The sequence below is a fragment of the Armatimonadota bacterium genome, assembly GCA_016789105.1.
In the GTDB taxonomy this organism is placed as follows: domain Bacteria; phylum Armatimonadota; class Fimbriimonadia; order Fimbriimonadales; family Fimbriimonadaceae; genus UphvI-Ar2.
Genome location: JAEURN010000003.1, coordinates 23,547 through 47,652, shown reverse-complemented (window position 1 = coordinate 47,652; position 24,106 = coordinate 23,547). Strand labels below are relative to the sequence as shown.

Below are 24,106 nucleotides of genomic sequence, written 5' to 3'. Positions count from 1 at the left end.
TCTTGATAACCTTGAGGAATGGCGACAACGACCTCCAAGACCGAACCCCAGTTTGAAACCCTGGCCCTCCACGCGGGGTTTGATGGCGATCCCGCGACAAAGGCCCGCGCTGTGCCCATCTATCAGACGACAAGCTATCTGTTCGACAACACCGACCACGCGGCGCGGCTTTTTGGTCTGGAAGAATTCGGCAACATCTACACCCGCCTCATGAATCCGACCACCGACGTTTTGGAGCGCCGAGTTGCCGCATTGCATGGAGGCTCAATGGCGGTTGCGGCAGCAAGCGGCCAAGCCGCGCAGACTTTGGCCATCACCACGGTTGTAGAAGCTGGCGACGAGGTGATTTCCGGCAGCAGCCTTTATGGCGGCACCTATAACTTGCTGCACTACACCTTGCCAAAGCTCGGAGTCAAAGTCCACTTTGTTGACTCCAGCGACCCCGAGAGCTTCAAAGCCCACATCAACGAGCGAACCAAATTGTTCTACGGCGAAACCGTGGGAAACCCGAAAGTCGACCAGTTCCCGATTGAAGAAGTGGCAAAGATCGGTTTGGCCGAGGGAATCCCGCTCATGGTGGACAACACCTTGCCGACATCCTATCTGGTGCGTCCCTTCGACTTCGGTGCGGCGATTGTGGTCGAATCTCTGACCAAGTTCATGGGCGGCCACGGCACCAGCATCGGGGGGATTGCAGTTGATTCCGGGAAATTCGATTGGGGCCAAGGGCGATTTGCCAACTTCACGGAGCCGGATCCCAGCTACCACGGGCTGAAGCTATGGGAGGTGTTTGGCGATTTTCCGGGACTCGGGAACGTCGCCTTTGCAATCAAGGCCCGCTTGCAGGGCCTGCGTGACCAAGGCCAATGCATCTCGCCATTCAATGCATTCCTGATTTTGCAAGGGATCGAGACTTTGCACCTGCGCATGGATCGTCACTCGGAAAACGCCCAAAGGGTTGCGGAGTTCTTGGCTACCCATCCGGCTGTCAGTTGGGTGAACTACCCGGGCTTACCAACCAACCCTGGTCACGAACTGGCCAAGAAGTACCACGCCCGCGGAAAGTTCGGGGCGGTTTTGGGATTCGGGGTCAAAGGGGGGTATGAGCCGGCTAAGAAGTTCATTGATTCCCTTGAGGTCTTTAGCTTGTTGGCCAACATTGGCGACGCCAAATCGCTGGTGATCCACCCGGCGAGTACCACACACCAGCAACTTAACCCGGAAGAACAGCTTTCGACCGGAGTCACCTCGGATTTCATCCGGTTGAGTGTCGGGATCGAAAATGTCGAGGATCTGATTGCCGATTTGGATCGCGCCTTGGCCCTGAGCCAAGGAAGCTGAAAACAATCGGTCCCAACAGCCCCGTCCACGCGTCTGAATGCATTGATGGACGGGGCCTTTTGGGTTGTTTTTGCGGTCGCCGCGTTGTTGTGCGGGTGGCTTGAAGCCGGGGACGCTCCTGGTTCCCGGGGCAAGTGGCCGGTTCCGGCCGTGGCGTTGGTCGGGTTGGGGGTTCTGGTGTTGGCTGCCAAGCAGGGGTTGGGGGCCGACTTGTCCTCTGTTCCCCCATTGCTGTTCGGGGGCATCGCCCTCTGCTTGGCCCTTCATTGGTGGCGGCCAGATTCTGTTTATGGCCTTGCGGCTTGCGGGGCTTTGGCGGCCCAATCCCTTGCTGCAAGTTCTGGAGCCTCTGATGTGTCGGGGATGTTGCTCAATCCAGTGTTTTTTGTTTTCCTTGCCGCCGGGTGGGTTGGCGCGGCAGTGGCGTGGGGTGGCAACAGCGCCGGGGGAACGGCTTTTGCGGCGACGGCGGCCCTGACCAAGTTAGCCGATTACTGGACGCCCGAGGGCTTTGGCAAAACGCCACATATGGCCGGCACCTTGTTGGCGACTGCGGTTGTGGCGTCGGCAATCCTCGCGGTGCTTTTGAGGCGCGGAAAGCAGGGGGCGGGCACTTTGTTGACCGGTGGCCTTGCTTCCATCTTGGTGACAGCGGCCGCCTTCTTCATCGGCAAGTGGGGCGGTGACGATTCAACTCTTCCGGTGACGGTTTTCGCTTCAGCGGCGGCGGCTTTCGTGGTTTGCTGGATGTCGGGCGGGGGAGGGGGCTCTCGCCGCGGGAACCAGGTTGTATTAGGCGGTCTGATCTGGATGGGTGTGGCGACCTTGGCTTTTGCCCAAGATGGCACATTTGGTCTGGGGATGGCCGGCTTAACGGGGGTTGCGTGCTACTTGCTTCTGGGCCGCGCCGATCTGGCATCGACGGTCGCGCCTTTGGCCGCGTTGGCGTTCTATCGGATGTTCCGACTTGAGTATCCCGAGACCACGAGGGCCTTTGATATTGCCCAGCACTATGGGATGGTCGGCCTGATGATCGGGGCGGGTTTGATGGTGCTGTTGCTGGGGATGCCCAGGTTGTCGGAGCAGTCAGGGATAAGGAACTGGGCCCGCTTTGGGGTGCTTTCGCTGATGGCGGCAGGGGCGACGGTTGTGGGGTTGCAGTTTTTTGGCGTGAAAGGCGGCGTGGGTTTGATTGTGGGCCTCGGATTGGGCACCTGGATGGCTGGGGTGGCGGGGAAGAAATCAGCGGGCGGTTTGCCCGCCTTTGCCGGCCTTTGCGGGCTTGTGGGTTTGAGTTACGCCAAGGCCAGCGAAACGTTTGAAATGACAAGGGACGAAAAGATGTCACTTTTTGTTTGGGCTTCTGCGGGCTTGGCGGCGTTGACCATTGTCACGGTCTTGTTTTTGACCGACCGGGAATCGGAGGTTCCAGTTGAAGCCGCTGAATTGGCTTAAACCGGGCGGCGTCGCCAGCATTGTTTTGGCGGTGGCCTGCGCCGTCGGCCTATTCAGTGTGGGGGTGACGGCGGAAGTCCCCGTGGGCGGAATCACCGGGCACGTCCAAATGGGTAAGGAGGGGGTTGGTCTCCCGCATGCTGATGTGATCATCGAGCGCAAAACGCAAGATGGGCCGGAAGGCGGGACGATTTTTTACACCGAAACCGACAGTGCCGGTGATTTTGCTTACCGAGGGCTTCCGACTGGGAGCTATGTTGTCCGCGTTTATGGCAAAGCGCACGAGATCCCCGGCGCCCCGGTCAAGGTTGAAGAAGGCAAGACCCAGCACTTCGACTGGTCGGCCCCAAGGAGCCCGGACCAACTCTCCATCAACGCGGGATCCCGTGTTTTCCGTCCCGGCGAGCCGGTCAAAGTCCGGGCTGATGGCATAACGGAGGCCGCCACCCTCACCCTACGAGTCCTCAAAGTCAAAGAAGAGTCATTTTCGGACAATCAAAGCCTGACTGACCTTTTCTACGGGATCACAAGCGGCCGCAACCGAAAAGACCCCCAAACGCTGGCGTCGTTTGAACCGGCAATCGAGCAGACCGAAGAGCTCAAGACCAAAGATATCGAAGGGGCATATGTCCATGAAAGCACCCTGGACGGTTTGGGCTATGGGGTTTTCCTCATCCAAGTGTCGGTTGGGAAGGAATCGCAATTTGCTTGGGTCACCGTGACCGACATCGCCTTGGTGACCAAGACCGACCCGAAGCATGGCGAGGCGTTTGTTTGCGATATCGAATCGGGCAAGCCGGTTGCTGGGGCAGATCTTGCGCTCACGCGGAACGGCAAACGGGTGGATGTCGGCAAGTCTGGGCCGGACGGGCGGGCCAAGTTCAACCCCATCCAAGGGGACGAACGGATGACATTGGTTTCGGCCCGGCATGGAGAATCCCATGCCTACACTTGGTTTTATAAACCCTATACGGACGGCGAGCCGGTCGCCATGCATTTGGTGACCGACCGACCGCTTTACCGCCCTGGCGATACCGCCCATTTCAAAGCGGCTTTGCGGCGCGGCGATCCGGGGTCGTACTCGATCCCCGCGGGTGAAACTGCCACGGTGAGCATCACCAACACAGATGGGGACGAAATCAAGCGGTTCACGGCCAAAGTCGACGATTGGGGGGCGATCCAGGGCGATGTGCCTCTATCCAAAGAGGAGCTGCAAGGCGAATACGGGGTTGAGGTCACGCTTGGAAAACAGAGCCTATACGGCTATATCGGTCTTGCGAGTTACCGCAAACCCCAGTTTGAAATCGAGGTCGCGCCCAGCGCCGAAAAGGTCGTCCGTGGCGACGAACTTAAATTCACAATCCGGTGCACCAGCCTGACCGGGGAGCCCGTCGTCGGTGCCAAAGTCAACGCTGACCTGTATTCGGGCTATCAATACGCATCCTCCCCCTTTGAAGACGATTACTACTCGGATTGGAGCGACGATTACGGATTGGAGTTCAACCGGCAATACGAGGTCGTCACCGACGCGAACGGGGAAGCGACGGTGCGGGTCGATACCGGCCGCGTGGCCGGGGAACAGAAGTATGCGGATTTCTCCGACACATCCTTCCGCCTGGAAGCAAGCGTTTCGGATGAAGGCGGTCGTTATTTTTCGGCCGATGGCAAGGCCGTGGCCTACCGAGGGGAGTTCGACGTCCGGGCAGATTTCCAAAAGTACGTGGCAAACCCGGGCCAGTCGGTGACCCTGGAGTTGCAATCGGCCGGAACCGCCAAAGCCGAAACACCGGCGAGCGTCGAAGTGAAGTTCGGCCGCGAGGTTTTTGGTGAGCGGGGTTTCAAATTTGTTGAAGAGGCGAAGCAGGAAGTCGCTTTGGCAAACAAATCGGCGATGGTCACGTTCTCGCCCAAGAAATCGGGCAGCTACAAAGCGGAGGTGACCGCCAGGGATTCGCGAGGCAACCTCGTGAAAACAGAGGCCTATCTCTGGGTGGCCGGCGGCTCGGAATTCGATGCTAAGAGCGGCTTGACCGCCACATTGGACAAACGGCAGTACCAGATCGGCGACATCGCCCAAGTCGTGGTTCAAACCGACACGCCAGGAAGCTGCGCTTGGCTAACGACTGAAGGTGAAGGGATTCTCAGCAGCCAAGTCATCGAATTCAAAGGCAACGAGGCCATCATCCAAATCCCGATCACCGCGGACTATGCCCCTAATTTTTCGGTCTCGGTGTGCCAGGTGGCCGGCAAGAGCTTTGACACCGTTTCCCGTCCGGCCAAGGTCGGCTTGGAAGACCGGGACCTTGTGGTGACCGTCACTCCCGATAGAAAGGAAGTCCATCCAGGGGAAACCGTCAACCTGACCGTGGAAACCAAAGGCCGAGATGGCAAAGCGGTTGCTGCCGATGTGGCTTTGCGTGCAGTGGACGAAGGAATCTACCAACTCCGGGAAGACTCGGAGAACGGGATTGAGTCGTTCTATCCCGAGCGGTGGTCCAATGTTTCGACAGAATATTCGTTCCCTGCGGCATACCTGGATGGGGAAGACAAAGGCGGGGCGGAAGTGACGATCCGCAAAGACTTTGCCGACACTGCATTTTGGCAAGGGGGACTCCACACGGATGCTTCCGGACATGCGACAGTGTCGGTCAAACTTCCCGACAACCTGACGGATTGGCGGGTCACGGCTTCGGCCCTTTCCAAAGACACGCGGTTCGGCAAAGGGGTTGCGCATGTGGTTGCCCGCAAAGAACTGATGCTGCGCATGTCTTTGCCGCAGTTTCTGACCCAAGACGACCGGCAAGAGGTCGCCTTCACGGTGACGAACGCGACCGATTCGGACATGGCTGTGGCCTATGAGTTGACGGCCAGCGGATTGAAGATTGATGGCGAATCCCGGGGCACGGTAAAGGTTGCCGCGCGGACGCGCGGCGTCGTCCGCCGGATGGTGGCGGCCGGCATGCCAGGGACGGCAACCCTGCGCATGGTTGCCCGTTCGGGGTCGTTTTCCGATGGGGTTGAGATGAAGGTTTCAACCCGTCCGCGGACGGAATCCCGGCGAGAGTATGCCACGGGGTCTCTAACGGCAGGAAAACCGTTTGTCCGGGAGTTTTCCCTGGATCAGAAAGCGGTGGGCGGGAGTCTGACGCTAACGGTTGCCCCCTCGTATTTCGCCGCGATGGAGCCTGTTCTGACGGGCCTCATCGATTACCCCTATGGATGCGTCGAACAGACCATGAGCCGGTTTGTACCGGCGGTTTTGGTTCGGCAGTATTGGCGGGAAACCAACCAGCCGCACCCGGCTATGGACGCCAAGATCAATGAGGCGACACGCATCGGCTTCGAGCGATTGCGGGCGCTGCAAAACGACAACGGCACGTTCGGATGGTTTGCCTACGACCAAGTGGATCCCGAAATGACCGCGTTAGTCTTGGATGGCCTTTACCGCATCAGCGCAGCGGGTGTGCACGACGGCGACGATTTAGCGGCCCAGACTTTGGACGGGGCCCGCAAGGCCATGGCAGAAGTGGATCTTTCAAAGGAGGGCGTGCGCGGGCGGTGGCTCTCGCTGGCTGCAGCAGCCGCAAAATGGCAAGATGCCCCGGAGATCAGGAAGATCCTGGATGGGCCATTAGACAAGCTCACTGACCGGGAATTGGCCGATGTCGCCGAAGGCTGGACATCTCTTCGGCGCCTTGGCGCTGCCGATCCCGATCCGGCGGCAAAGGGCGCGGCGGCTTGGGCCAAGTTGAAGAAAGCGGCAACTCAAACATCCGAAACGGCAGGTTTCGCCGATCCGCTGCTCGATTCCGCAGGTATCGAATTGGCTTTGGCGTGGGAACCTGAATCCGGGCTCGCCGAAAAGCTTGTGTCCCATTTGATGGCTTCACGGGATCCCCATGGTTGGGGAGATACCTGGCGCACATCGGAGGCCCTCAAGGCGAGTGTCACCTATGTCCGGGCCAAAGGGTTTGAACCCGCATCCGGGACTGCCAAGGTGCTTGTCAATGGGGAAGAGGCCGGATCCATCAGCATGGAGGCTTCCGGGGCAGCCAAAACGGTATCCGTTCCATTTGCCGCGCTCAAATCGGGCGAGAACAAAGTCGAGATCGTCTATGAAGGTGCCGGGGCGGCCCCGTTTGCAGTGGAACTTGACCAGGATGTCTACACACAAACCAGCCAGCCGGTCAGCAACCCGCCCGGTTTCCGCATCCAACGGTCTTACGTGCCGATGGAAGTCACCAAGTTGGAAGATGGGAGCCAACGGCTCTTGCCCTCCAAACGCACGAGTGAAAGTTACCGCTCCGGGCAAGTGTTCCGGTGCCGATTGACTCTGACTACCGATACCGACCTGGATTACGTCGCCATCGAGGATCCGGTTCCGAGCAACTGCCGTATCGTGGATGCCGACGAGCCGGAATCGGGCTACGATTGGACGAACTGGTGGAGCAACAGCACCTTTGGCGACGACCGGGCGGCCTTCTTCATTTGGAACTTGCCCAAAGGGCAGCACACCATCGAATACGCGGTTCGGGCCGAGGCACCGGGGCTGTGCAATGCCTTGCCGGCTCGGGCCTTCCCGATGTATCTTCGTGACGTTTCGGCTTCGACAGGCCAAAACCGGGTGGAGGTCAAGCCGTGATCCGCTACCTGGCGGCGGGGGCGTTTTTGGCGGCTATGGGGGCCGCGTTTTACAGCCAGGGGCACCAAGAGCCTTCCCAATTGGTGGCGAGTTACGTGACGCCGCTGGATGGCCGGTCGAGTGCCCAACGGCACAACGCAGAACTTTGCGCCAAAAAGCTGGATGGGACACTCATTCCCGCCGGAGGCGAGTTCAGTTTCAACAAGACCGTCGGACCGTGGAGCCGCGACCAGGGTTTTCGCCGGGCACCGGTGAGCTATGGAGGGCAACTAATCGATGCCTGGGGGGGAGGGGTGTGCCAGACAAGCACCACCCTTTACAACGCCGCCTTGTTGGCCGGGTTCCGGGTTGTGTCCCGCCATCCGCACACTTATGCCCCGGGTTACGTCTCGCCGGGCCGGGATGCGGCGGTTGCCTATCCCAATATCGACTTGCGGTTCGTCAACCGGCTGCCCGTGGCGGTGGTCATGCATGTGCGGGTGGTCGGCGACCAATTGCGCGCGGAGCTTTGGGCCAAAACCGGCCAGCGCGCCAAAGTCGAAGTTTGGCAACGGCCGGTCGAATCCATTGAACCCCGGACGATCCGACTGAGCCCAGAACCCCGAACGTGGGTGCGCAACCCCGGGAAAACCGGGCACATCGTCGAAACCTGGCGTTCGGTGGATGGCGTTGTGGAGCGTTTGAGCACCGATAGCTACCCGGTGATGGATCGGGTGCTCGATGGTGCCAGCCATCGGTAACCTGCCAACTGTCTCGCTTCAGTAAACTAAGGGTCTATGCCACTCACCGCCTTGTTGCTTGCCGCCCTGGCCCGGCCAGTGCCCATCCAGGTGGACTATGCGGCTTTCCGCGGACTCCAAATGAAAGTGGGTGGGGTCACAGTGATTGAAGGCTCCGGGTTTCAGTATTACGAAAAGGGGTGGAAGAAGGGCTACTTCAGCTCTGCCTGGAAGCCGGTCAACGTCTATCCCCATGGCAACGGGGCCTTCACCGTGATCGCCAACAGCGATGACGGCCAAGTGGGTTGCCGCCAAACCATCACCCCGACCGAAAGCGGCTTCAAAGTGACTGCCGATTTCAATTGGCACAATGCCTCCCCAGCGAAGATTGAATACACAATCGGCCGGCTTTGGGCCCCTTACTTTGACCAGGGCGAGTTGATGTTGGACGGGGTTCCGGCGAACCGGCTGGACACAGCGATTTCTGCCGGAGCCACTTTTGAACAGAGGCTTTATGGGTCGGCAAAGTCTGCGGTTTTCCGGGCTCCGGCGGCCAAGGTGACCGTGAAATCGAATGTCCCGCTGAGCGTGATGGATGCCCGGAACTACTCGATCGACTGGGCCGATGGCAAAGAGCTCTTTTGGCTGGGGTTCACCGATCAGGATGTGACCTCCCAACAGGGAGCGCATTTTGAATACGAAGTGTCGGTCGAACCAGAACCGTGGGCGGATCACTCGGCGGAAACGGTGACGCTTCCGCTTGAGCCGCTGGATAGGGCGCAGGGGCCGGAAGCAGTTGACCTTCCGATATTGCCGAACCCAAAGCAAATGACGAAGCTTTCGGGTTCCACCCGCATCGACGGGGGGCTGGAATTCCAACTCCCCAAGGGCCTCGAATCCGAAGCGGATTGGTTTGACCGGTTCTTGAACGGGCGTTGGGCCTGGGAACGCTCTGGACCGCCAACCCGGGTCGAAATCCGGATCCAGCCAGGTGTGGCCAAGGAAAACGGTTACCGCCTGCAAATCGATTCCACAGGAGCGGTGCTGACCGGGCAGAGCCTAGAGGGGTTGCGTTATGGGATCCGAACCTTAGCCCAACTCGTGCGCGCGCAGTCGGGGCACATGGAGTTACCTTGGGTCGATATTGTCGACTACCCGTCGGCCCAGTGGCGGGGTGTCCATTTGTTCGTCGGCCCCCAAGCGGTGTCTTTCCAAGGCAAGTTGGCCGACCGCATTTTGGCGCCATTTAAGCTCAACAAAGTGGTGTTGCAGTGCGAGCGCACTGTTTGGGATGCCCTGCCGGGGATCGAGACCAACATCACCATGAAGAAGTCTGACTTGGGCAAACTGGCGGAAAATTACCGCGCCCTCGGGTTTGAGCCTATTCCCCTGGTGCAGAGCCTTGGGCACATGGAATGGTTCTTTGCCAACCAAAAGAACACGTCGCTAGCCGTCAACCCCAAGATCCCGTACACACTCGACGTCCGCAAGGCCGAAGCCCGGGACCGGATTTCCCAAGTTTGGGATGAGGTGACAGATGTCGTCAAACCACAGGTTGGTCACTTCGGCTTGGATGAAATCGACATGCGGGGGATCGACGACCCCGATCTGACAAACCGGCTGTGGGAAAAGGGGCTCCCGCTGTTGCAGGGGATCGCCAGAAAGCACGGCTTTACGCCGATGGTTTGGAGCGACATGCTGTTGGCCGAAGGCGAGGCGGTCGATGCATGCCACGCTCCGAGCTTGGCCGCAGCCAAGGCTCGCCGTAGCGCTTTGGAGCGGGGGACATACGTGGCCGACTGGCATTACCGGGACAACCCGCAACCGGCGGTGTTCGACAAATCTTTGGAGTTGTGGAACTCCTTGGGGATGAAACCGGTGGCGGCGACATGGTTCCGGCCTGGGAATATCCGGGGTTTTGTGTTGAGTGCCATCAAGAATCGGGCCGGGATTTTGCAGACGACGTGGGCGGGCTATTCCAGCGATGAGGCGAACATGGTTCGCGAATTCGACCAGTTCAGTGCGATGGTCATGATGGCCGATTACGCCTGGAGCGGCCGGCAAGAAATGCCCGACAAGCTGGGTTATGACCCTGACGTCGTCTTTCAACGCCTCTATTTCGGCGAGCGCCAAACCGTCAGGACGCGACCGGGATTGGCCTTGGCCGGTGAAAGGCCCGGCCTGACCCAGATTGGCCCCTACTGGCTGCGGACCTTTGCGCCGCGGCAACTTTATGGCGTGACCAGTCCGGCTGCAGCAGGGGCCCCTCATGAAATTCAACTCCCAGTGGGTCGCGAGGCGGAAGAGGCCGTCGTAGCCCTGGATTGCTTGGCGACTTTGGATGCGATGGCACCGGCTGGGCAACTGGTTTTTGAGTTCACGGATGGCACAAAGACCACAGAAGTCCTTTGGTATGGGGCCGATGTGCGGTCGGTCACCGATAAGCGGGCAACGCTTTCTTGCCCGCGGACGGGTTCGGTCAGCGCAGTGGCGGTGCAACTCCACGGCAAAACCCTGAAATCCCTGACCGTGGTTGCAACCAACCCGGCGGGTGGGTTACGATTGCACGGGGTGACCCTGCTCTAACCATGTCGACCGAGATCGAATCCCTGCTTTCGCGCTACATCGCCGAAAGGTCGTTCCCGGGCGCGGCCTATTGCTTTGGCAATGCCAAGACACTCCAGATGGGGTGGGTTGGCCAGCAAACCTATGCCGCTGAATCACCAGCGGTCTCTGAAGGCACCTGGTGGGATCTTGCCAGTGTAACAAAGGTGATGTCCACAACCATGGCGGCAATTTGTGCCGTCCGGCAAGAGTTGTTCCGGCTGGATGACCCGGTGGAGCTGTACCTCCCCGAGACCAAAGTGGGGACGGGTACGGTGAGGAACCTGTTGCTCCACAATTGCGGATTCAAAGCTTATGATTCGATGGCAGGGAAGGTCAGCGATGCAAGCGAGGCCAAGACCCGGATTTTGACCGCGGTTCCCGCTGCGAAGCCAGGGGAGCAGACGACTTATTCGTGCCTTGGATTTGTCAACTTGATGGCGGTGATTGAACGGTCTAGCGGGACGAATCTGGGAGCCTTTATTCAGGACAATTTTTATGGTCCGCTCGGGATTCAGGCAACATACCGGCCCTCCCCGGCCTTGGTTCCGCATTGCGCGCCGACGGAAGCCACCCCGGCTTGGCGCAAACAGATCGCCCGTAACCGGGGTGAGGAGTGGACAGTGGGCGAATTTATCCAGGGTTCCGTCCACGACCCCATAGCCTACATTCTTGGAGGCCTAAGCGGGAATGCCGGGCTGTTTGCCCCTATCGGGGGTGTCGCCAAATTCGGCCAGGCCCTTGCGGCAAACCACGAAATTTTTGGCGGGCTTTTGGAAAGTTGGGTCAAACGCCAAGGGCAATCCACTCGGGCGCTGGGATTCGACACCAAGTCCTCCGACGGGTCTAGTGCTGGCTCCCGGTTTGGGCCGAACAGCTATGGGCACACCGGATACACCGGGACATGCATCTGGGTCGACCCAGATGCCAAGATCTTCGCCGCATTGTTGACAAACCGAGTCCACCCCGATGACACCGATTCGAAAATCGCCCAAGCGCGCCCCGCATTCTTTGACCTCGCCTTTGACGCGGCGATGTCCCTTGGGCATTGAACCGCCGACTGGCTACTTGCCAAAAAGCCTGGTCAACACATCGCTGATCGAATCGGCGGTGTAATCCAACAGGCTCATGTTGCGCGGGTAGTCCATGCGGCGCGGGCCGATGATCGAGATGATGCCGGCATCCTGGCCGCCAACGCGAAAGGTCTGCCGAATAAAGGTCAGCGGGTAGTGGGGTTCCACGTGGTTTTCACGGCCGATTGTCACCGATTGCCCGGGTTCCGGCATGGCGGCGACTTCTTCTCGCAAAGCGTCCTCGTTGGACAATGAATCGATGATTTGGCGCAACGCTTCAGGTTCTCGCTGGAATTCCGGTTGGCCAAGCACGTATTCCTCACCTTCTACGAAGAGGTACCCGCGGGTGAGCTCCCGGGCCGAAGATTTGACCGCCGCGGCCGCAGAGTTGGCCAATGCCTGGGCGACCGGTTCCCGGACAGCGGGCGCTTTGAATTTGGCGGCTTCCCCTAACGTGAGCCCGGCGGCCGAGCGATCCAAGGCCTCGTTGACTTGCCCGATTTGTTCCAGGGTGAGTCCAGCGGGGCAGTCGAGGATCCGGTTTTCGGTGTGTCCGTTTTCCAAGACCAAAACAAAAAGCGCTCGGTCGGGGCCGAGGGCGGTGACAACGGCGTTGCGGACTTTGACCTGGGCGTCTCGCACCGTGACGGCGGCGGACATCAGTTTGGTCATGCGGCTTAGGGCCTTTGTAGTTTCTTGGACGAGGTCGCGGAGCGTGTCTTCATCCCGAGTGGCTTCCCGGAGTGTGCGCTTTTCCGACTGCTCGGTTCGCCCGGCCGGCATAAGGTTATCCACAAAGTAGCGGTACCCCCGGTCGCTGGGGATCCGGCCTGCAGAGGTGTGCGGCTGATCCAGGTAACCAAGGTCGGTGATTTCCGCCAATTCGTTGCGGATCGTGGCACTGCGGACTCCCAAGTCGTATTTGGAGGCCAGGAGGTCGCTGGAAACGGGTTCCGCCCCCGCGACATATTCCAAGATGATCGCGCGGATAATGAGCCCTTTGCGTTCGCTCAGTTCACCCATGTCAAAACCTAGCCACCGGTATTAAACCTGACGGTTGTCCGGCACAATTTGCGCCAAGCGCGCATTTTGGGCCGTTGACCCACCGTAGAATGGGTCAATGGATCGACGACCTGGGGATCGCATATTTGGCATCGAAACAGAATTCGGGTGCTTAGTAGAGGATCCCGGCACACGCCCGGAACGGGTTGTCGAGGATCTGAAGAACCACATCTTCCTGGAGCTGAACCTGGGGGCGATCGATTTGCATGCCCGGGACGAGGTGTTTGAACCCATGGCGAGCGGAGGGTTCATGCTGAACGGCTCCCGGCTTTACGTCGATGCCGTAGGCTCCCATTTGGAATACGCAACGGCCGAATGCCGGCAATTGGATGACCTCGTTCTGAACGACCGGGCCGGACAACGGGTCATCGTCCGGGCCATCGAGGGTTTGGGGTTGTCGGACCAAGTGCGGATTTACAACAATTCGATCGACCACTTCGGCGGACACACCTTTGGCTGCCACGAAAACTACTTTGTGGAGATGTCGGAATCTTTCTTTGCCGAGGACGTCAACGCCTTGTTCGCTTTTTTGGTGACCCGGCAACTTTTTGCCGGTGTGGGCCGGGTAGGGGGGCATGTGCTGATTGAAGGAGGAGAGCCGAGCACCCGGCAACTCAACCAAAACCCGATCGATTACATCTGGGTGTCCCAGATCTACCATGCCTATCCGGACGACGAAGTCAACTTCCAGCTATCCCAGAGGGCCGACCACATTTTGCGGACGGTGGCCAGCCGAGTCCGGTTCAACCGCGCCTTGATCAACCCAAAATGGGAGCATTTTTATGCCCATGGCGGCATGAACCGTTTGCACCTATTGTTCGGCGAAGCCAACCAGAGCACCTACGCCTACAAGCTTAAGGTCGGGACGACGAGCCTTGTTTTGCAATTGTTGGAAGACGGCGAACTGATTGGCGAGCCCGAATTGCACCAGCCTTTGATCGCGCTAAGGGACATCTCCCGCGACGAGGACTACAAATGGCGGGTGACGACCGAGGACGGGGTGGAAACCTCTGCCCTCGACATCCAATACCGTCTGCTGGAGAAGGCCCAAGGTTATGCCGGAAACTCCAAAGACATCGACTGGATACTGCGGGAATGGTCGGCTGTCCTGGATGCGCTCAAGTCGGATCCCATGTCCCTGGGTGACCGGTTGGACTGGGTGGCCAAAAAACAGATGGTCGAATCGTTCATCGCTGACGGCGGGGCAGAATGGGGGGCCGATGTCCTCCACAGCCTGGACCTGGAGTACCACAACATCAATCCCAGCCAATCGCTTTTTTATGCCTTGCCTGATGACTTGCCGTTGCGGCAACTGGATGAGGTGGCGACCATCGAAGCGATGACCGAGCCGCCCAAAGACACGCGGGCTTGCGGCCGGGGAAAGCTTGTGGCCAAGGCCGTCGAACGCGGACTGGGGTCACCCTACCTGTTCGATTGGAGCAGTGCCGTGTTGGGCCGCAACGAGTTTTATGAGATGCCCGATCCGTTCCACCCTTATGCCGAAGTGGGCCAAGGGTGGATCGTCGATGGCAGCCGGTGATCAGCCGAGGTTTTTGACCACGGCGTCGCCCATTTCCGCGGTGGAAACAAGTTCGCACCCTTTTTCAAAAATGTCGGCGGTCCTGATTTTTTCGTTAAGGGCCGATTCGACGGCCGTTTCGATTCTTTTGGCGGTTTCGTCGTCGCGTAGCGAATATTGCACAAGCATGGCCGCACTCAAGATGGCCGCCAAGGGGTTTGCCCGGCTTTGTCCGGCAATATCTGGTGCCGAACCATGGACTGGTTCATAAAGCCCGAATACGATCTCGCCTTTAGGGTCGCTGAGAGAAGCGCTAGGGAGCAATCCCAGTGAGCCGGTGATCATGGAGGCCTCATCGCTCAAGATGTCGCCGAACATATTTTCGGTGAGGATTACGTCGAACTGGCCGGGGTCGCGCACAAGTTGCATCGCGCAGTTGTCGATGAGCATGAATGACAGCGAAACTTGGGGGTATCCAGTGGCGACTTCTGTCACAACCTCCCTCCAAAGCCGACTTGTTTCAAGCACGTTGCTTTTGTCGACGCTCACCAGGTTTTTGCGCCGCTGCATGGCGGTTTCAAAACCCCGGATAGCGATCCTTTCTACTTCGTGGCGGGAGTAGACGCAGGTGTCAAACGCGGTATCCCCCCCGTCGCGACGGCCGCGCGGCTCACCAAAATAGATGCCGCCGGTCAGTTCCCGCACGACCAGCAGATCCATCATGCTGCGGCCTTCTTTAAGCGGGCTAGCGTGGATGAGCGGGGCTAACGTTTTGGCCGGCCGGAGGTTGGCATAAAGGTTCAGTTCCCGCCTAAGGGGCAAGAGCCCCCCGATCTCCGGTCTTTTCGTGATGGGTTCGACGGTATCCCACTTGGGACCGCCCACCGCGCCCATCAGGACGGCGTCACTGGCCCGGCAGAGTTCGAGCGTGGCGGCCGGCAGCGGATCGCCGCAATCGTCGTAGGCCGCCCCTCCAAACAGGGCTTCTTCAAACTCTAGGTCAATCCCGGTCGCCCGGAGCACTTTGATGGCTTCCGCGGTGACCTCGGGGCCGATCCCATCGCCCGGCAACACCGCGACTTTGAATGGCATGGCGGTATTATGGCACCCTCAGCGCGCCTGCGGCTTCTTCCGGTTTGCCAAGACGACAGTTGCCCCAACGATGGCAAGGCCGGAGATGCTCATGGGGGCCAAAAGCGGTCGTTCGTCGAAAAACTGGCCATCGTGGTCGAGCCGTTCTTGCCTTACATTGGACGTCAGCATGGTCTGGAGTTTGGCGAGGTCGCCTTGGGTGTGGAACCAAACCCCGAGTACCCCAACCGAGCTCAAGAGCACGAGGATCCAGCCGAGAACAGTTGCAAGTTTCTTTTCGGCAGCCAAGCCGGCCAGGCAGCAAATGAAACCGATCCCGCACGCGATTGGCGAGATGTAGGCTTTCGGATCCTGTTTCCACACGCCGGCGTGGGCATGCCGGGTTTCGATGACAAGGAAGAGGAATCCCAAGGCAACGGTGAGGAGGATGAATTTGTCTTTGTTCATGGGATCTCTCGATTGGTGGGGATCATTCGATTTCCAAGCTTCGGAACCGTCTTTGAACGGGGCTCATGTCTTTGGTCAGGTATTGATAGGCCCAAGTGGCTTTGCGGAGGAGCTCTTGGGCTTGGCGCGCTTCTTCGGTGCCGCTGTCGAAGTTTTGGGGCTGCACCCGGTTGCTGACCTTTTCGTAAGATTTGCGGATTTCGTCGTAGCTGGCCTTGGCGGTCACATTTAGGATGGTGCGGGCGGTCGCCTCGAGTTCCGTCGCATCCATCGTGGTGTCCGGTTGCTTGGCTTCGGGTGCCGCGCGTCTGGCTTCGGCTTCGGCCGGATTTTCATTCAGTTCTTTCCAGGCCTCATTCATGTCGAATCCTTTGACACGTTCCCACTCTTGGTTCACAAAAGATCGCAGGAGGTTATAGGCTCTTTTTGCTTCGCTCATGGGTGGTTGGCCGCCTCGATGGTTTGATTGACTTCGTCAAACGACTTGCTGACATTTTGGAGCCTGGCGACAAGGTCTGGGAGTTCCGACTCGGTTTCAGGCATCGGGGAGTCGGCTTCCAATGCGGCGGCGGTGATTTTGATGGTCAAGGCATCGATGGCATCCGCCGCTTCGCCAAAGTGCCGGTCGATTTTGGCCAGGGCTTGTTTTGGCACGGTGGCATCTTGGCCATTTCCCTCAAGGCGTTTGACCATGTTAGAAAGGATGTCCCGTTCGGCAACCATTTTGCTGGCTTCTCGGAGGGTTTGCCGGACGGTCTCCCGTGTCTGGTTCCCAAGGATTTTCGATGCTTCGCTATGTGAATTCGCCTTAAGTGCGGCCTCATAAGCCTCGACAGCCTGGCGCAAGGGCCGGATTGCAGCCCGCCCTTCGCTTGAAAGCTCGGAGGGGTGTGGGGTGTTGGCGGCACCTTTCATGGACTTTGAGAGCATCAGGATCACAAAGGCAGTTCCCAGGGCCAGGATCCCGGCCAAAACTAAGAGAGAAATGCCGCCGAATGCCATGGGTTCCTTATTTACAGCCTGAACCGCAAAGTGGTTCCATATTGCCCGAGCCCATTGCTACCAAACCGGATGTGGGGCATCAAAACGACTTGGTTCGCCAGCACAAACTCCCCATCGATGCGAAACGAGTCGATCTTGTCGCTCCAATCATGGGACCAAGCCACCCGGAGCCGATCCCGGCCATTCGGCAGTTGGTATCCGGCCCGTAGGTCGGTGATGTCGCGGTCGCCATCCAAGGGGGTGTGGCCTTGCCGGAGCGAGATGGCTTCGGCTTCAAACGTATAGGGGAAGGCAAAGATCGTCGTGTCGGCACCGTACATCGACTGATATCCCCGCCCGCGACCAAGTCCGGCGACATCTTGCCGCAAGATGGCCAGGGCGGTGTCTTGCACGGCGAAATGTTCGCCAAAGGCAAAGCTAAGGCCCGAATTGCCGCCAATGCGACCGATTACCCCCCGGGGCCGGCCTGGCCCCGCATCCAATACGGCAAAGTCCACCCGGGCTCCCTCGAACAGCAATTGGGTGCTCAGCCTCAGGGCCGGTGCGGTTTCTCGGTAAAGCACCTTTTGGCCGAAGGGAATGGCTTGTTTACCGATTTTCCATTCGCCTGGGTTTTCCAAATAGAATTCATCGACTTGATCCGGATCCCCGTCGGAAAGCTGTTTGGCCAACCGTTGCGTGACGGCGAACCTTTGGCCATCGCTGAAGCGGCCCTTGATGCCGAAGGTGGAAGGGAAGGCGTAAGCATCATACCAACGGAGCCACGCGTTGCGCCCATCGCCAAAAAGGATGGTTGGACGGAGGTCGACCGCGATAACGGTTTCCGGCGCTTGCGCGGCGGACCAGGCTGCCAAGGCGAGCGCAACGGCCAAAAAGAATCCCCTCACTCGTCATCACCTTCCATTTGAGTGGCATCGATCAACCATTGGGTGATCTCCGAACGGTTGACCGGAAACTGCTCCTGGGTTTCCATGACTTTGACGGTCACAGAGCCCTTTTTGATCTCATCGTCACCGATGATGAGGCTGAAGAGCGATCCCGACCGGTCGGCTGCTTTCATCTGCTGCTTGATGTTCCGGCCATCGATATCCAAAAGTGCGGCGATATCGACGGCGCGGAGTTCGCGGGCGAGGTCACGGGCAGCCGGTTGGGCAGCTTCGGTGGCGGCAACGACGAACACTTCGGGCGCCGGCACCGGGATTTCGACTTCCTTTTGTTGGAGCGCGAGCAAAAGCCGTTCCAGTCCGATCCCCACTCCCGCGCTGGGAGTGGGCTTTCCGCCGATTTGGGAAAGGAGCGAATCGTATCGCCCGCCACCACAAAGCGAGAGACCAGGCAACGCATCATCGACGAACTCAAAGACCGTGTCGTTGTAATAGTCCAGTCCCCGGACGATGCCGGGATCGACCGCGAACGGGACGCCTGCGCTTTGCAATTCAGATTGGACGGCGAGGAATTTCTCCCGGCTCTCGGCACCCACGGAATCAGTGATCGGCGGCAGTCCTTGCAGGGCCGACTTCAGGGCCTCGTCTTTGGTATCGAGGAGCCGGACGGGGTTTTTCCGGAGCCTTTCGGCTTGCGCCGGATCCATGCCTTCCAGCAATGGGGCGACATGATCCAAGATGATTTTCCCGTAATTCAACCGAGCTTCGAAATCGCCAATGCAATTGAGCATCACCCGGACGGATCCCAAACCGATGCGGGAGAAAAAGTCATGTGAGGCCGTGATGATCTCGGCGTCGGCCAACGGGGAATCCGACCCGACGATTTCAAGCCCCAGTTGGTGGAGTTGCCGATACCGTCCCTTGCCGGGCCGTCCGTAGCGAAAGCTGTGGTTGATGTAGCAGAGCCGGACGGGACCGCCGGAGTTCCCGAGCCCATGTTCCAAAAAGGCCCTCATGACAGGGGCGGTGCCTTCGGGTTTGAGTGCGACGTGCCGCTGCCCTTTGTCGTGGAAGTCGTACATCTCCTTGCTGACGATGTCGCTTGCCTCGCCGCTCGACCGAATGAACAGTTCAACTTCCTCGAACATCGGCGTGCGGATTTCTTGGTACCCATAGAGCCAGGCGGTACCGAGGAACTCGCCTTCGACGTATTGCCACCGGTGGGTCTCAAAGATCGGCTCTTTTTGGAACGGCCCGGGAATGATGTCGTTGGTTCCCCGCGGGGCCTGGAATTTCATGCTCAATTCAGGCTCCCGTTGAGAGATGTTTCCAAGAGGTGGTCAAACGCCTTGTCCGGGAGGGGCCGGACGCCGCCGAGCATGCGGGCATGGAGGATCACGGTCGCTACACGCTCCAAAGTTTCCATCCGGTATCCGGCATCGTAGATGTCGGAGCCCATCGCGGCGGCCCCGTGGTTGGAAAGCAGGAAAGTCTTGTGGTCTTCTACCAAAGGTGCCAGCGAATCAGCCACTTCTTCTGTTCCCGGCATGGCAAAGGGGACGGTAGCGACGCTGCCCAGGACGATGGCGCTTTCGGGCAAGAGGTTGTCCGGAATATCTTCTCCGGCCAAGGCGTAACCGGTTGCGACGGGCGGGTGGGCGTGAACCACGGCCTGGCAATCCGGCCGATGGGCATAAATGGCGGTGTGCAGACGGTATTCGCTGCTGACTTTGCCGTCGCCTTTGGCCAAGACACCCTTTAGGTCGATCACCAAGAGGTCGTTAGGTTTGAGGTGGCCCTTGCTGACTCCAGAAGGGGTGATCAGGATCTGCCGGGGGCTGAGGCGGCAGCTGAGGTTACCTTCGGCCCCCCCGATCAAGTTCCGTTGCCACAGGCGCCGCCCGACTTCGCAGACCGCGGCCCGGAGTTGAAGTTCGTTCATGCCTGGATCAGATTATGCCCTGCATCGGATCCGGGCCTAATTGAATGAGCGCCGGACGCGGTCGAGTGCAGCCAGCTGTTCCAAGAGCGTTGCGGCCCGGTCCAGCGGCCATTGCGTAGCAGCATCGCTGGCCGCGTTTTCGGGGTCGGGGTGAACCTCCAGGAACAGGGCATCGATCCCGACGGAAACGGCGGCCCGGGCCATAGCCGGGATGGAATCCCGGTTTCCACCGGTGCTTGTCCCTGCCCCTCCTGGCCTTTGGGCGGAATGGGTGGCATCAAAACAAACCGGGGTTCCAAAGCCCCGCATGATCTCAAGTCCGGGCATATCGACGACGAGCGTGTTGTAGCCAAAGCTCGTCCCCCGGTCGGTGAGCATGATGCCTCCGGCTTGGAAGGACGTAAGTTTTTCAACGATGTTCTTGGTATCCCAGGGGGCCAGGAACTGCCCCTTTTTCACGTTGACGGGTTTTCCGGTGGCGGCACAGGCCTGCAGGATGTCGGTTTGCCGGCAAAGGAATGCCGGAACCTGGAGCAGGTCGGCAACCTCGGCCACGATCCCGGGTTGGAACGCATCGTGGACATCGGTGGTCACCGGGAGGTCGAACGTGCGTTTAATATGGGATAGGATTTCCAACCCCGATTCAATCCCCGCCCCCCGGGTGGAGTCGGACGATGTGCGGTTTGCCTTGTCGAAACTTGCTTTGAAAATATAGGGGATGCCGAGGCTAAAGCAAGTCTCCTTGAGGGAGCCAGCGACTTCTTCGCAAAGCCCCCGAGATTCGGCAAGGCATGGCCCGGCGATCAAGACAAGGGTTCCGCCCCCAACCGTGACGGATCCGGCGGAAAATGGTTTTGCGGCTGGATTCACTGAAGCGCCTTTGTGTAGTTTGCCCTCATCCAGTCAAGGAAGTCCTTGTCCGATTTTGCGAGGCCCTGGTAGACGCCCACCAGCGTCCCATCCGGCTTGATGATGGCATAGGTGGGGTTGGTCGACGACTTGGTCAATTTCTCCCGGTATTCGGCGTTTGCATTGTCGGCCGGGGTTTCTCGGTCCGTGTAGAGTTCGGCAAGGGCGAACTTGGCGAGTTCCTTGCGGTACGCCTCGGTGGGGAACTTTTGGTATTCCATCACGCGGCAATTGGTGCATGTCTTGCCCGTGAAGTTGATGAAGATCGGCTTTCCTTCGGCGGCCGCCCTTGTTTTGACTCCTTCTAGGTCTTCGCTCCAACCTGATGGAGTGGGCGGATAGAAGCCGATCAGCGGGCCGAGCACTTGGGCATTTGAGAATCCGGCCATCAGCCAAACCGCGACCAAAACGTTGAATACCCCGAACAAACGCCGCCCGGTGCCGACCTTGGATCCGTCGTCGTGGGGCATTTTGACGAGGCCGAACAGGTAGAGCGCGGCAACCACGAAGATCGTGATCCAGATTGCCCCGAACCCGGCAAAAGGCAGCCAGAGCCGTTCGTTGACAATGACGTCCATGTTGGAGACGAACTTCATCGCGGCGGCGAGCTCCAAAAATCCCATGTAGGCTTTGACTGAGTTGAGCCACGTCCCGGACTTCGGGAGTTTCTTCAACGCATTCGGCACCATGGCCAGTAAAAAGAACGGCAGGGCAAAGGCCAGACTGAACCCGAGCATCCCGACGACCGGATAGAGCATGTCGCCGGTCGTGGAACTGACGAGGATCGTCCCGACGAAGGGCACAGTGCAAGTGAAGGTGGTCAAGCTGAAAACGAACCCGAGGAGGATTGGCGCCGCCAACCCGGCAACCTTGGTTTTGCCTTGGATCTGGTTGACGAACTTTGCCGGAACCTGAATCTCGAACACCCCGAAGAGATTGAGCGCGAGAGCGATGAACAGGAGGGCGAGGAACCCGTTGGCAACCGGGCTCGCTGCAATCCTTTGGACTCCGGTCGCCCCGGCAATGGAGGTCACGATCAGGCCAAGGCCGACAAATGTGACCATGATGCCCAGGCAATAGGCAACGGCATATTTCACAACCGCTCCTGGCCCTTCTTCGGCCTTTTTTGTGAAATAGCTGACCGTAATCGGGATCATGGGCCAGACGCACGGAGTGAGGAGAGCGAGTAAGCCCGCCGCAAAGCTAAACAAGAAGAATGGAAGAAGCCCCTGAGCCTTGGCTTCGGCGATCCCCTTGGACGTGGCGTCGTCAGCGGCCGGTTCTTGGGTGCCGGAAGGTGTAACGGGAGTTCCGGTCGTTTGACTCTCGGCCCCCGGAGCCTTGCCGGCCAGGGCTGCTTCAAGGACGGATGCGTTGGCGGTGCTTTCCGCATCGGGGGGTGCGGCGTATCCAGCCGGCTGGTCCGGCGCGGCCAGGTCGGGCTGGATCCGATCGGGCCTTGGTTCGCCCGCGGCGGCGGTGAAATCAATCCCCAAAATGGCATTTTTAGGGGAATCGCACCCGCTGTCGTCGCAAGCCTGCGCTCGAGCTTGCACTTGGATTTGGGTTGAGCCCTCTGGGGCTGCGATGATTCGAACCGGGACGGCAATCGTAAATTCGCCGCTGTAAACGGCGACCGGGATTTGGAATCCTTCGTCGAAGACGATGTGCGCCGCCGGGAACAACGGGTCGCCGGCCGGTTCGGCGACGTTGCCATCCAGATCCGATTTGATGCTAGTTTTGATAAAATCGCCTTTGTCGATTTGGGGGCCATACGTGTGCCAGCCTGCCGGCAGTTTCCCGGTCACGAGGATCTGGGTGGTCTCCCCAACCCTGGTGTCGGCGTCCTTCAGCTTGGCGGTCCAGGTGACTTTCCCGGACTCGACTGTGCTTTCGGCCGGGGTCTGCGCAGCAAATGCGCTGACTGCGGCAACGGTCAGCACCAGCGCGGAAAACAATCGTTTGAAAGCTCTCATCGCTGTGTTACTTCCAGCCGGCCATAGCCCGGGCCCAGTTGGCCGTGCCAGCGACGGCAGACCCCTTTGTCGTCGTGAACGCAACAGGGGCTGTAATCGTTTTTGGCGGGAAGCACATGGAATCGGTGCATTGCTGGTAACGGACTTTGACGGTGAGCGTGTGTTTTCCAGGCTTGGCCGGTGCCTTGAGCATGAAGGGAATCTCAACCACTCCGGAATAGGTGAAGGATGCCTCGCTTTCGCCTCCCACCGCGACCGGTTCACCGACCGGATAGTTCAGGAGGAACGGCCCTGTGGCTCCATCGAGCGACACGGTGACGGGAATTTGGTAATCCTGGCTTGGTGGGTTTTGGTAGGCGTGCAGACCGGGTTCGAAAGTTAAAATCACTTTGCCGCGAACAGCTGACCCGGATGGCCCTGAACTTTGGTTCAGGGTGACCTTCATGGCCGGAGGCTCGGCTTGGAGCGGCTCACGCAAGGCTCCTAAGAAAAAAATCGCAGTGGGCAACATGGGGATTTTCCGATTTTACTTGGGTAGACGAATGACCGGCGCGGCCTGAATGTTCCCGCGACGAGCCTTTGGTTCCATGGGTCAGCCAGCAAGGCCGAGGAACTTTTTGACTTTGTAGACCGTGGTTTGCCTGTTCATTTCCGCTATGGCCAGGGTCAATGGCACTTCGTTCGGGCAGACCTTGACGCAGTTTTGGGCATTGCCGCAATTGGTCATCCCTTCAGCGGATGTCAAGTACTCGAGTCGGTCTTCGGAAAAGGTCTTGCCGACCGGGTGCAGGTTGAACAACAGGGCCTGGGCGATGGCTGCCGGGCCAACGAACTCCGTGCGCTCGTTGACTTGGGGGCAGGCTTCCATGCAACAGCCGCAGGTCATGCACCGGCTGATGTCGTACCTGAGTTTGCGGACATGGTCGTCTTGCGGAGGCGCCATCCCTAGGTCGTAGGAGCCGTCGATGGGCACCCAGGCTTTGACCTTGATCAGGTTTTTGAACATCTGGCTGCGATCCACGATGAGGTCGCGGATAACTGGGAACTTCCTCATCGGCTCCAACCGGACGACGAGTTTGTCGCCCACCCGTTCGGCAACCTCGTCGATCAGTGCCGTGCAGGCTTGGCGGATGTGCCCATTGACATACATCGTGCAAGTCCCGCAGACGGTCTCCAGGCAGGCGGCTTCCCAGGCGACCGGCTCAACGGCCTGTCCATCGACCGTGACCGGGTTCTTTCGGATTTCCATGAGGGTGGAAATGACGTTGGCATCCTCCCGGTAGGGGATTTCGAAAACATGGGTGAACGGGGCGCTGTTGGCGTTGTTCTGTCGCTTGATTTCGAATCGGATCGTGGTCGCGTTTGCCGCAGCAGACATGCTCTTCGCTCCATTCTACGCAATCGGGCCCGGGTTTGGCACTCCAGGCCCGGAGATACCG

The 24,106-nt window shown here is 59.1% G+C and carries 19 protein-coding genes; 7 read left to right on the top strand and 12 right to left on the bottom strand.

Annotation, left to right across the window (positions count from 1 at the left end; all coding sequences use genetic code 11):
• Positions 1 to 18: 18 nt before the first annotated feature.
• The 6 genes from JNM28_02240 to JNM28_02215 are packed head-to-tail and all read left to right on the top strand — an operon-like array spanning position 19 to position 11,813.
• Complete coding sequence (locus tag JNM28_02240; protein ID MBL8067243.1) at positions 19 to 1,341, top strand: O-acetylhomoserine aminocarboxypropyltransferase/cysteine synthase; 1,323 nt, start codon at positions 19 to 21, stop codon at positions 1,339 to 1,341.
• Positions 1,342 to 1,386: 45 nt separating this feature from the next.
• A complete protein-coding gene (locus JNM28_02235; GenBank protein ID MBL8067242.1) occupies positions 1,387 to 2,796 on the top strand; it encodes a hypothetical protein in 1,410 nt (469 codons plus the stop codon).
• Positions 2,774 to 7,438 (top strand): hypothetical protein, encoded by a 4,665-nt coding sequence (locus JNM28_02230; GenBank protein MBL8067241.1) that lies wholly within the window; start codon positions 2,774 to 2,776, stop codon positions 7,436 to 7,438. Before JNM28_02235 ends, JNM28_02230 begins: the two co-directional genes overlap by 23 nt.
• Positions 7,435 to 8,178, top strand: a complete 744-nt coding sequence (locus JNM28_02225) for a VanW family protein (GenBank protein ID MBL8067240.1) — start codon at positions 7,435 to 7,437, stop codon at positions 8,176 to 8,178. The genes JNM28_02230 and JNM28_02225 overlap by 4 nt, the downstream gene beginning before the upstream one ends.
• 36 nt (positions 8,179 to 8,214) lie before the next feature.
• The gene (locus JNM28_02220) at positions 8,215 to 10,743 is read left to right on the top strand and encodes a hypothetical protein (GenBank protein ID MBL8067239.1); all 2,529 of its coding nucleotides are present in this window, start codon (positions 8,215 to 8,217) and stop codon (positions 10,741 to 10,743) included.
• A 2-nt stretch (positions 10,744 to 10,745) separates the two neighbouring features.
• Positions 10,746 to 11,813, top strand: a complete 1,068-nt coding sequence (locus JNM28_02215) for a beta-lactamase family protein (protein MBL8067238.1) — start codon at positions 10,746 to 10,748, stop codon at positions 11,811 to 11,813.
• 12 nt (positions 11,814 to 11,825) lie between these two features.
• Here JNM28_02215 and hrcA read toward each other — a convergent pair whose 3' ends face one another.
• Complete coding sequence (gene hrcA, locus JNM28_02210) at positions 11,826 to 12,857, bottom strand: heat-inducible transcription repressor HrcA (protein ID MBL8067237.1); 1,032 nt, start codon at positions 12,855 to 12,857, stop codon at positions 11,826 to 11,828.
• A 97-nt stretch (positions 12,858 to 12,954) separates the two neighbouring features.
• On the opposite strand from hrcA, the gene JNM28_02205 reads away from it, so the two are divergent.
• Positions 12,955 to 14,436 (top strand): proteasome accessory factor PafA2 family protein, encoded by a 1,482-nt coding sequence (locus JNM28_02205; GenBank protein MBL8067236.1) that lies wholly within the window; start codon positions 12,955 to 12,957, stop codon positions 14,434 to 14,436.
• Here JNM28_02205 and leuB read toward each other — a convergent pair whose 3' ends face one another.
• From leuB to sdhB, 11 genes are all read right to left on the bottom strand, one after another.
• Entirely contained in the window at positions 14,437 to 15,507 is a 1,071-nt protein-coding gene (leuB, locus tag JNM28_02200) for a 3-isopropylmalate dehydrogenase (GenBank protein MBL8067235.1), read from the bottom strand. It abuts the gene before it with no gap.
• An 18-nt stretch (positions 15,508 to 15,525) separates the two neighbouring features.
• Positions 15,526 to 15,954, bottom strand: coding sequence for a hypothetical protein (locus JNM28_02195; protein ID MBL8067234.1), 429 nt, complete (start codon positions 15,952 to 15,954; stop codon positions 15,526 to 15,528).
• 22 nt (positions 15,955 to 15,976) lie between these two features.
• Positions 15,977 to 16,393, bottom strand: a complete 417-nt coding sequence (locus tag JNM28_02190) for a hypothetical protein (GenBank protein MBL8067233.1) — start codon at positions 16,391 to 16,393, stop codon at positions 15,977 to 15,979.
• On the bottom strand, positions 16,390 to 16,956 hold the full coding sequence (locus JNM28_02185) for a hypothetical protein (GenBank protein ID MBL8067232.1): 567 nt from the start codon (positions 16,954 to 16,956) through the stop codon (positions 16,390 to 16,392). Before JNM28_02185 ends, JNM28_02190 begins: the two co-directional genes overlap by 4 nt.
• An 11-nt stretch (positions 16,957 to 16,967) precedes the next feature.
• Complete coding sequence (locus tag JNM28_02180) at positions 16,968 to 17,843, bottom strand: hypothetical protein (GenBank protein ID MBL8067231.1); 876 nt, start codon at positions 17,841 to 17,843, stop codon at positions 16,968 to 16,970.
• Positions 17,840 to 19,138, bottom strand: a complete 1,299-nt coding sequence (hisS, locus tag JNM28_02175) for a histidine--tRNA ligase (protein ID MBL8067230.1) — start codon at positions 19,136 to 19,138, stop codon at positions 17,840 to 17,842. Before hisS ends, JNM28_02180 begins: the two co-directional genes overlap by 4 nt.
• 2 nt (positions 19,139 to 19,140) lie before the next feature.
• Positions 19,141 to 19,782: a class II aldolase/adducin family protein gene (locus JNM28_02170; GenBank protein MBL8067229.1), complete on the bottom strand. Its 642-nt coding sequence runs from the start codon at positions 19,780 to 19,782 to the stop codon at positions 19,141 to 19,143.
• Between the two features lie 36 nt (positions 19,783 to 19,818).
• Complete coding sequence (gene kdsA / locus JNM28_02165) at positions 19,819 to 20,652, bottom strand: 3-deoxy-8-phosphooctulonate synthase (protein MBL8067228.1); 834 nt, start codon at positions 20,650 to 20,652, stop codon at positions 19,819 to 19,821.
• A complete protein-coding gene (locus tag JNM28_02160) occupies positions 20,649 to 22,667 on the bottom strand; it encodes a DUF255 domain-containing protein (GenBank protein MBL8067227.1) in 2,019 nt (672 codons plus the stop codon). The genes kdsA and JNM28_02160 overlap by 4 nt, the downstream gene beginning before the upstream one ends.
• Positions 22,668 to 22,674: 7 nt before the next feature.
• Positions 22,675 to 23,178: a hypothetical protein gene (locus JNM28_02155; protein ID MBL8067226.1), complete on the bottom strand. Its 504-nt coding sequence runs from the start codon at positions 23,176 to 23,178 to the stop codon at positions 22,675 to 22,677.
• Between the two features lie 81 nt (positions 23,179 to 23,259).
• Complete coding sequence (sdhB, locus tag JNM28_02150; GenBank protein MBL8067225.1) at positions 23,260 to 24,045, bottom strand: succinate dehydrogenase iron-sulfur subunit; 786 nt, start codon at positions 24,043 to 24,045, stop codon at positions 23,260 to 23,262.
• Between the last annotated feature and the right edge of the window lie 61 nt (positions 24,046 to 24,106).

Bases quoted from the DNA above. Each gene is read 5' to 3' on its own strand.
- JNM28_02240 (MBL8067243.1), top strand. From the start codon at position 19: ATGGCGACAACGACCTCCAAGACCGAACCCCAGTTTGAAACCCTGGCC.
- JNM28_02235 (MBL8067242.1), top strand. From the start codon at position 1,387: ATGGACGGGGCCTTTTGGGTTGTTTTTGCGGTCGCCGCGTTGTTGTGC.
- JNM28_02220 (MBL8067239.1), top strand. From the start codon at position 8,215: ATGCCACTCACCGCCTTGTTGCTTGCCGCCCTGGCCCGGCCAGTGCCC.
- JNM28_02215 (MBL8067238.1), top strand. From the start codon at position 10,746: ATGTCGACCGAGATCGAATCCCTGCTTTCGCGCTACATCGCCGAAAGG.
- hrcA (MBL8067237.1), bottom strand. From the start codon at position 12,857: ATGGGTGAACTGAGCGAACGCAAAGGGCTCATTATCCGCGCGATCATC.
- JNM28_02205 (MBL8067236.1), top strand. From the start codon at position 12,955: ATGGATCGACGACCTGGGGATCGCATATTTGGCATCGAAACAGAATTC.
- leuB (MBL8067235.1), bottom strand. From the start codon at position 15,507: ATGCCATTCAAAGTCGCGGTGTTGCCGGGCGATGGGATCGGCCCCGAG.
- JNM28_02195 (MBL8067234.1), bottom strand. From the start codon at position 15,954: ATGAACAAAGACAAATTCATCCTCCTCACCGTTGCCTTGGGATTCCTC.
- JNM28_02190 (MBL8067233.1), bottom strand. From the start codon at position 16,393: ATGAGCGAAGCAAAAAGAGCCTATAACCTCCTGCGATCTTTTGTGAAC.
- JNM28_02185 (MBL8067232.1), bottom strand. From the start codon at position 16,956: ATGGCATTCGGCGGCATTTCTCTCTTAGTTTTGGCCGGGATCCTGGCC.
- hisS (MBL8067230.1), bottom strand. From the start codon at position 19,138: ATGAAATTCCAGGCCCCGCGGGGAACCAACGACATCATTCCCGGGCCG.
- JNM28_02170 (MBL8067229.1), bottom strand. From the start codon at position 19,782: ATGAACGAACTTCAACTCCGGGCCGCGGTCTGCGAAGTCGGGCGGCGC.
- JNM28_02160 (MBL8067227.1), bottom strand. From the start codon at position 22,667: ATGAGAGCTTTCAAACGATTGTTTTCCGCGCTGGTGCTGACCGTTGCC.
- JNM28_02155 (MBL8067226.1), bottom strand. From the start codon at position 23,178: ATGTTGCCCACTGCGATTTTTTTCTTAGGAGCCTTGCGTGAGCCGCTC.
- sdhB (MBL8067225.1), bottom strand. From the start codon at position 24,045: ATGTCTGCTGCGGCAAACGCGACCACGATCCGATTCGAAATCAAGCGA.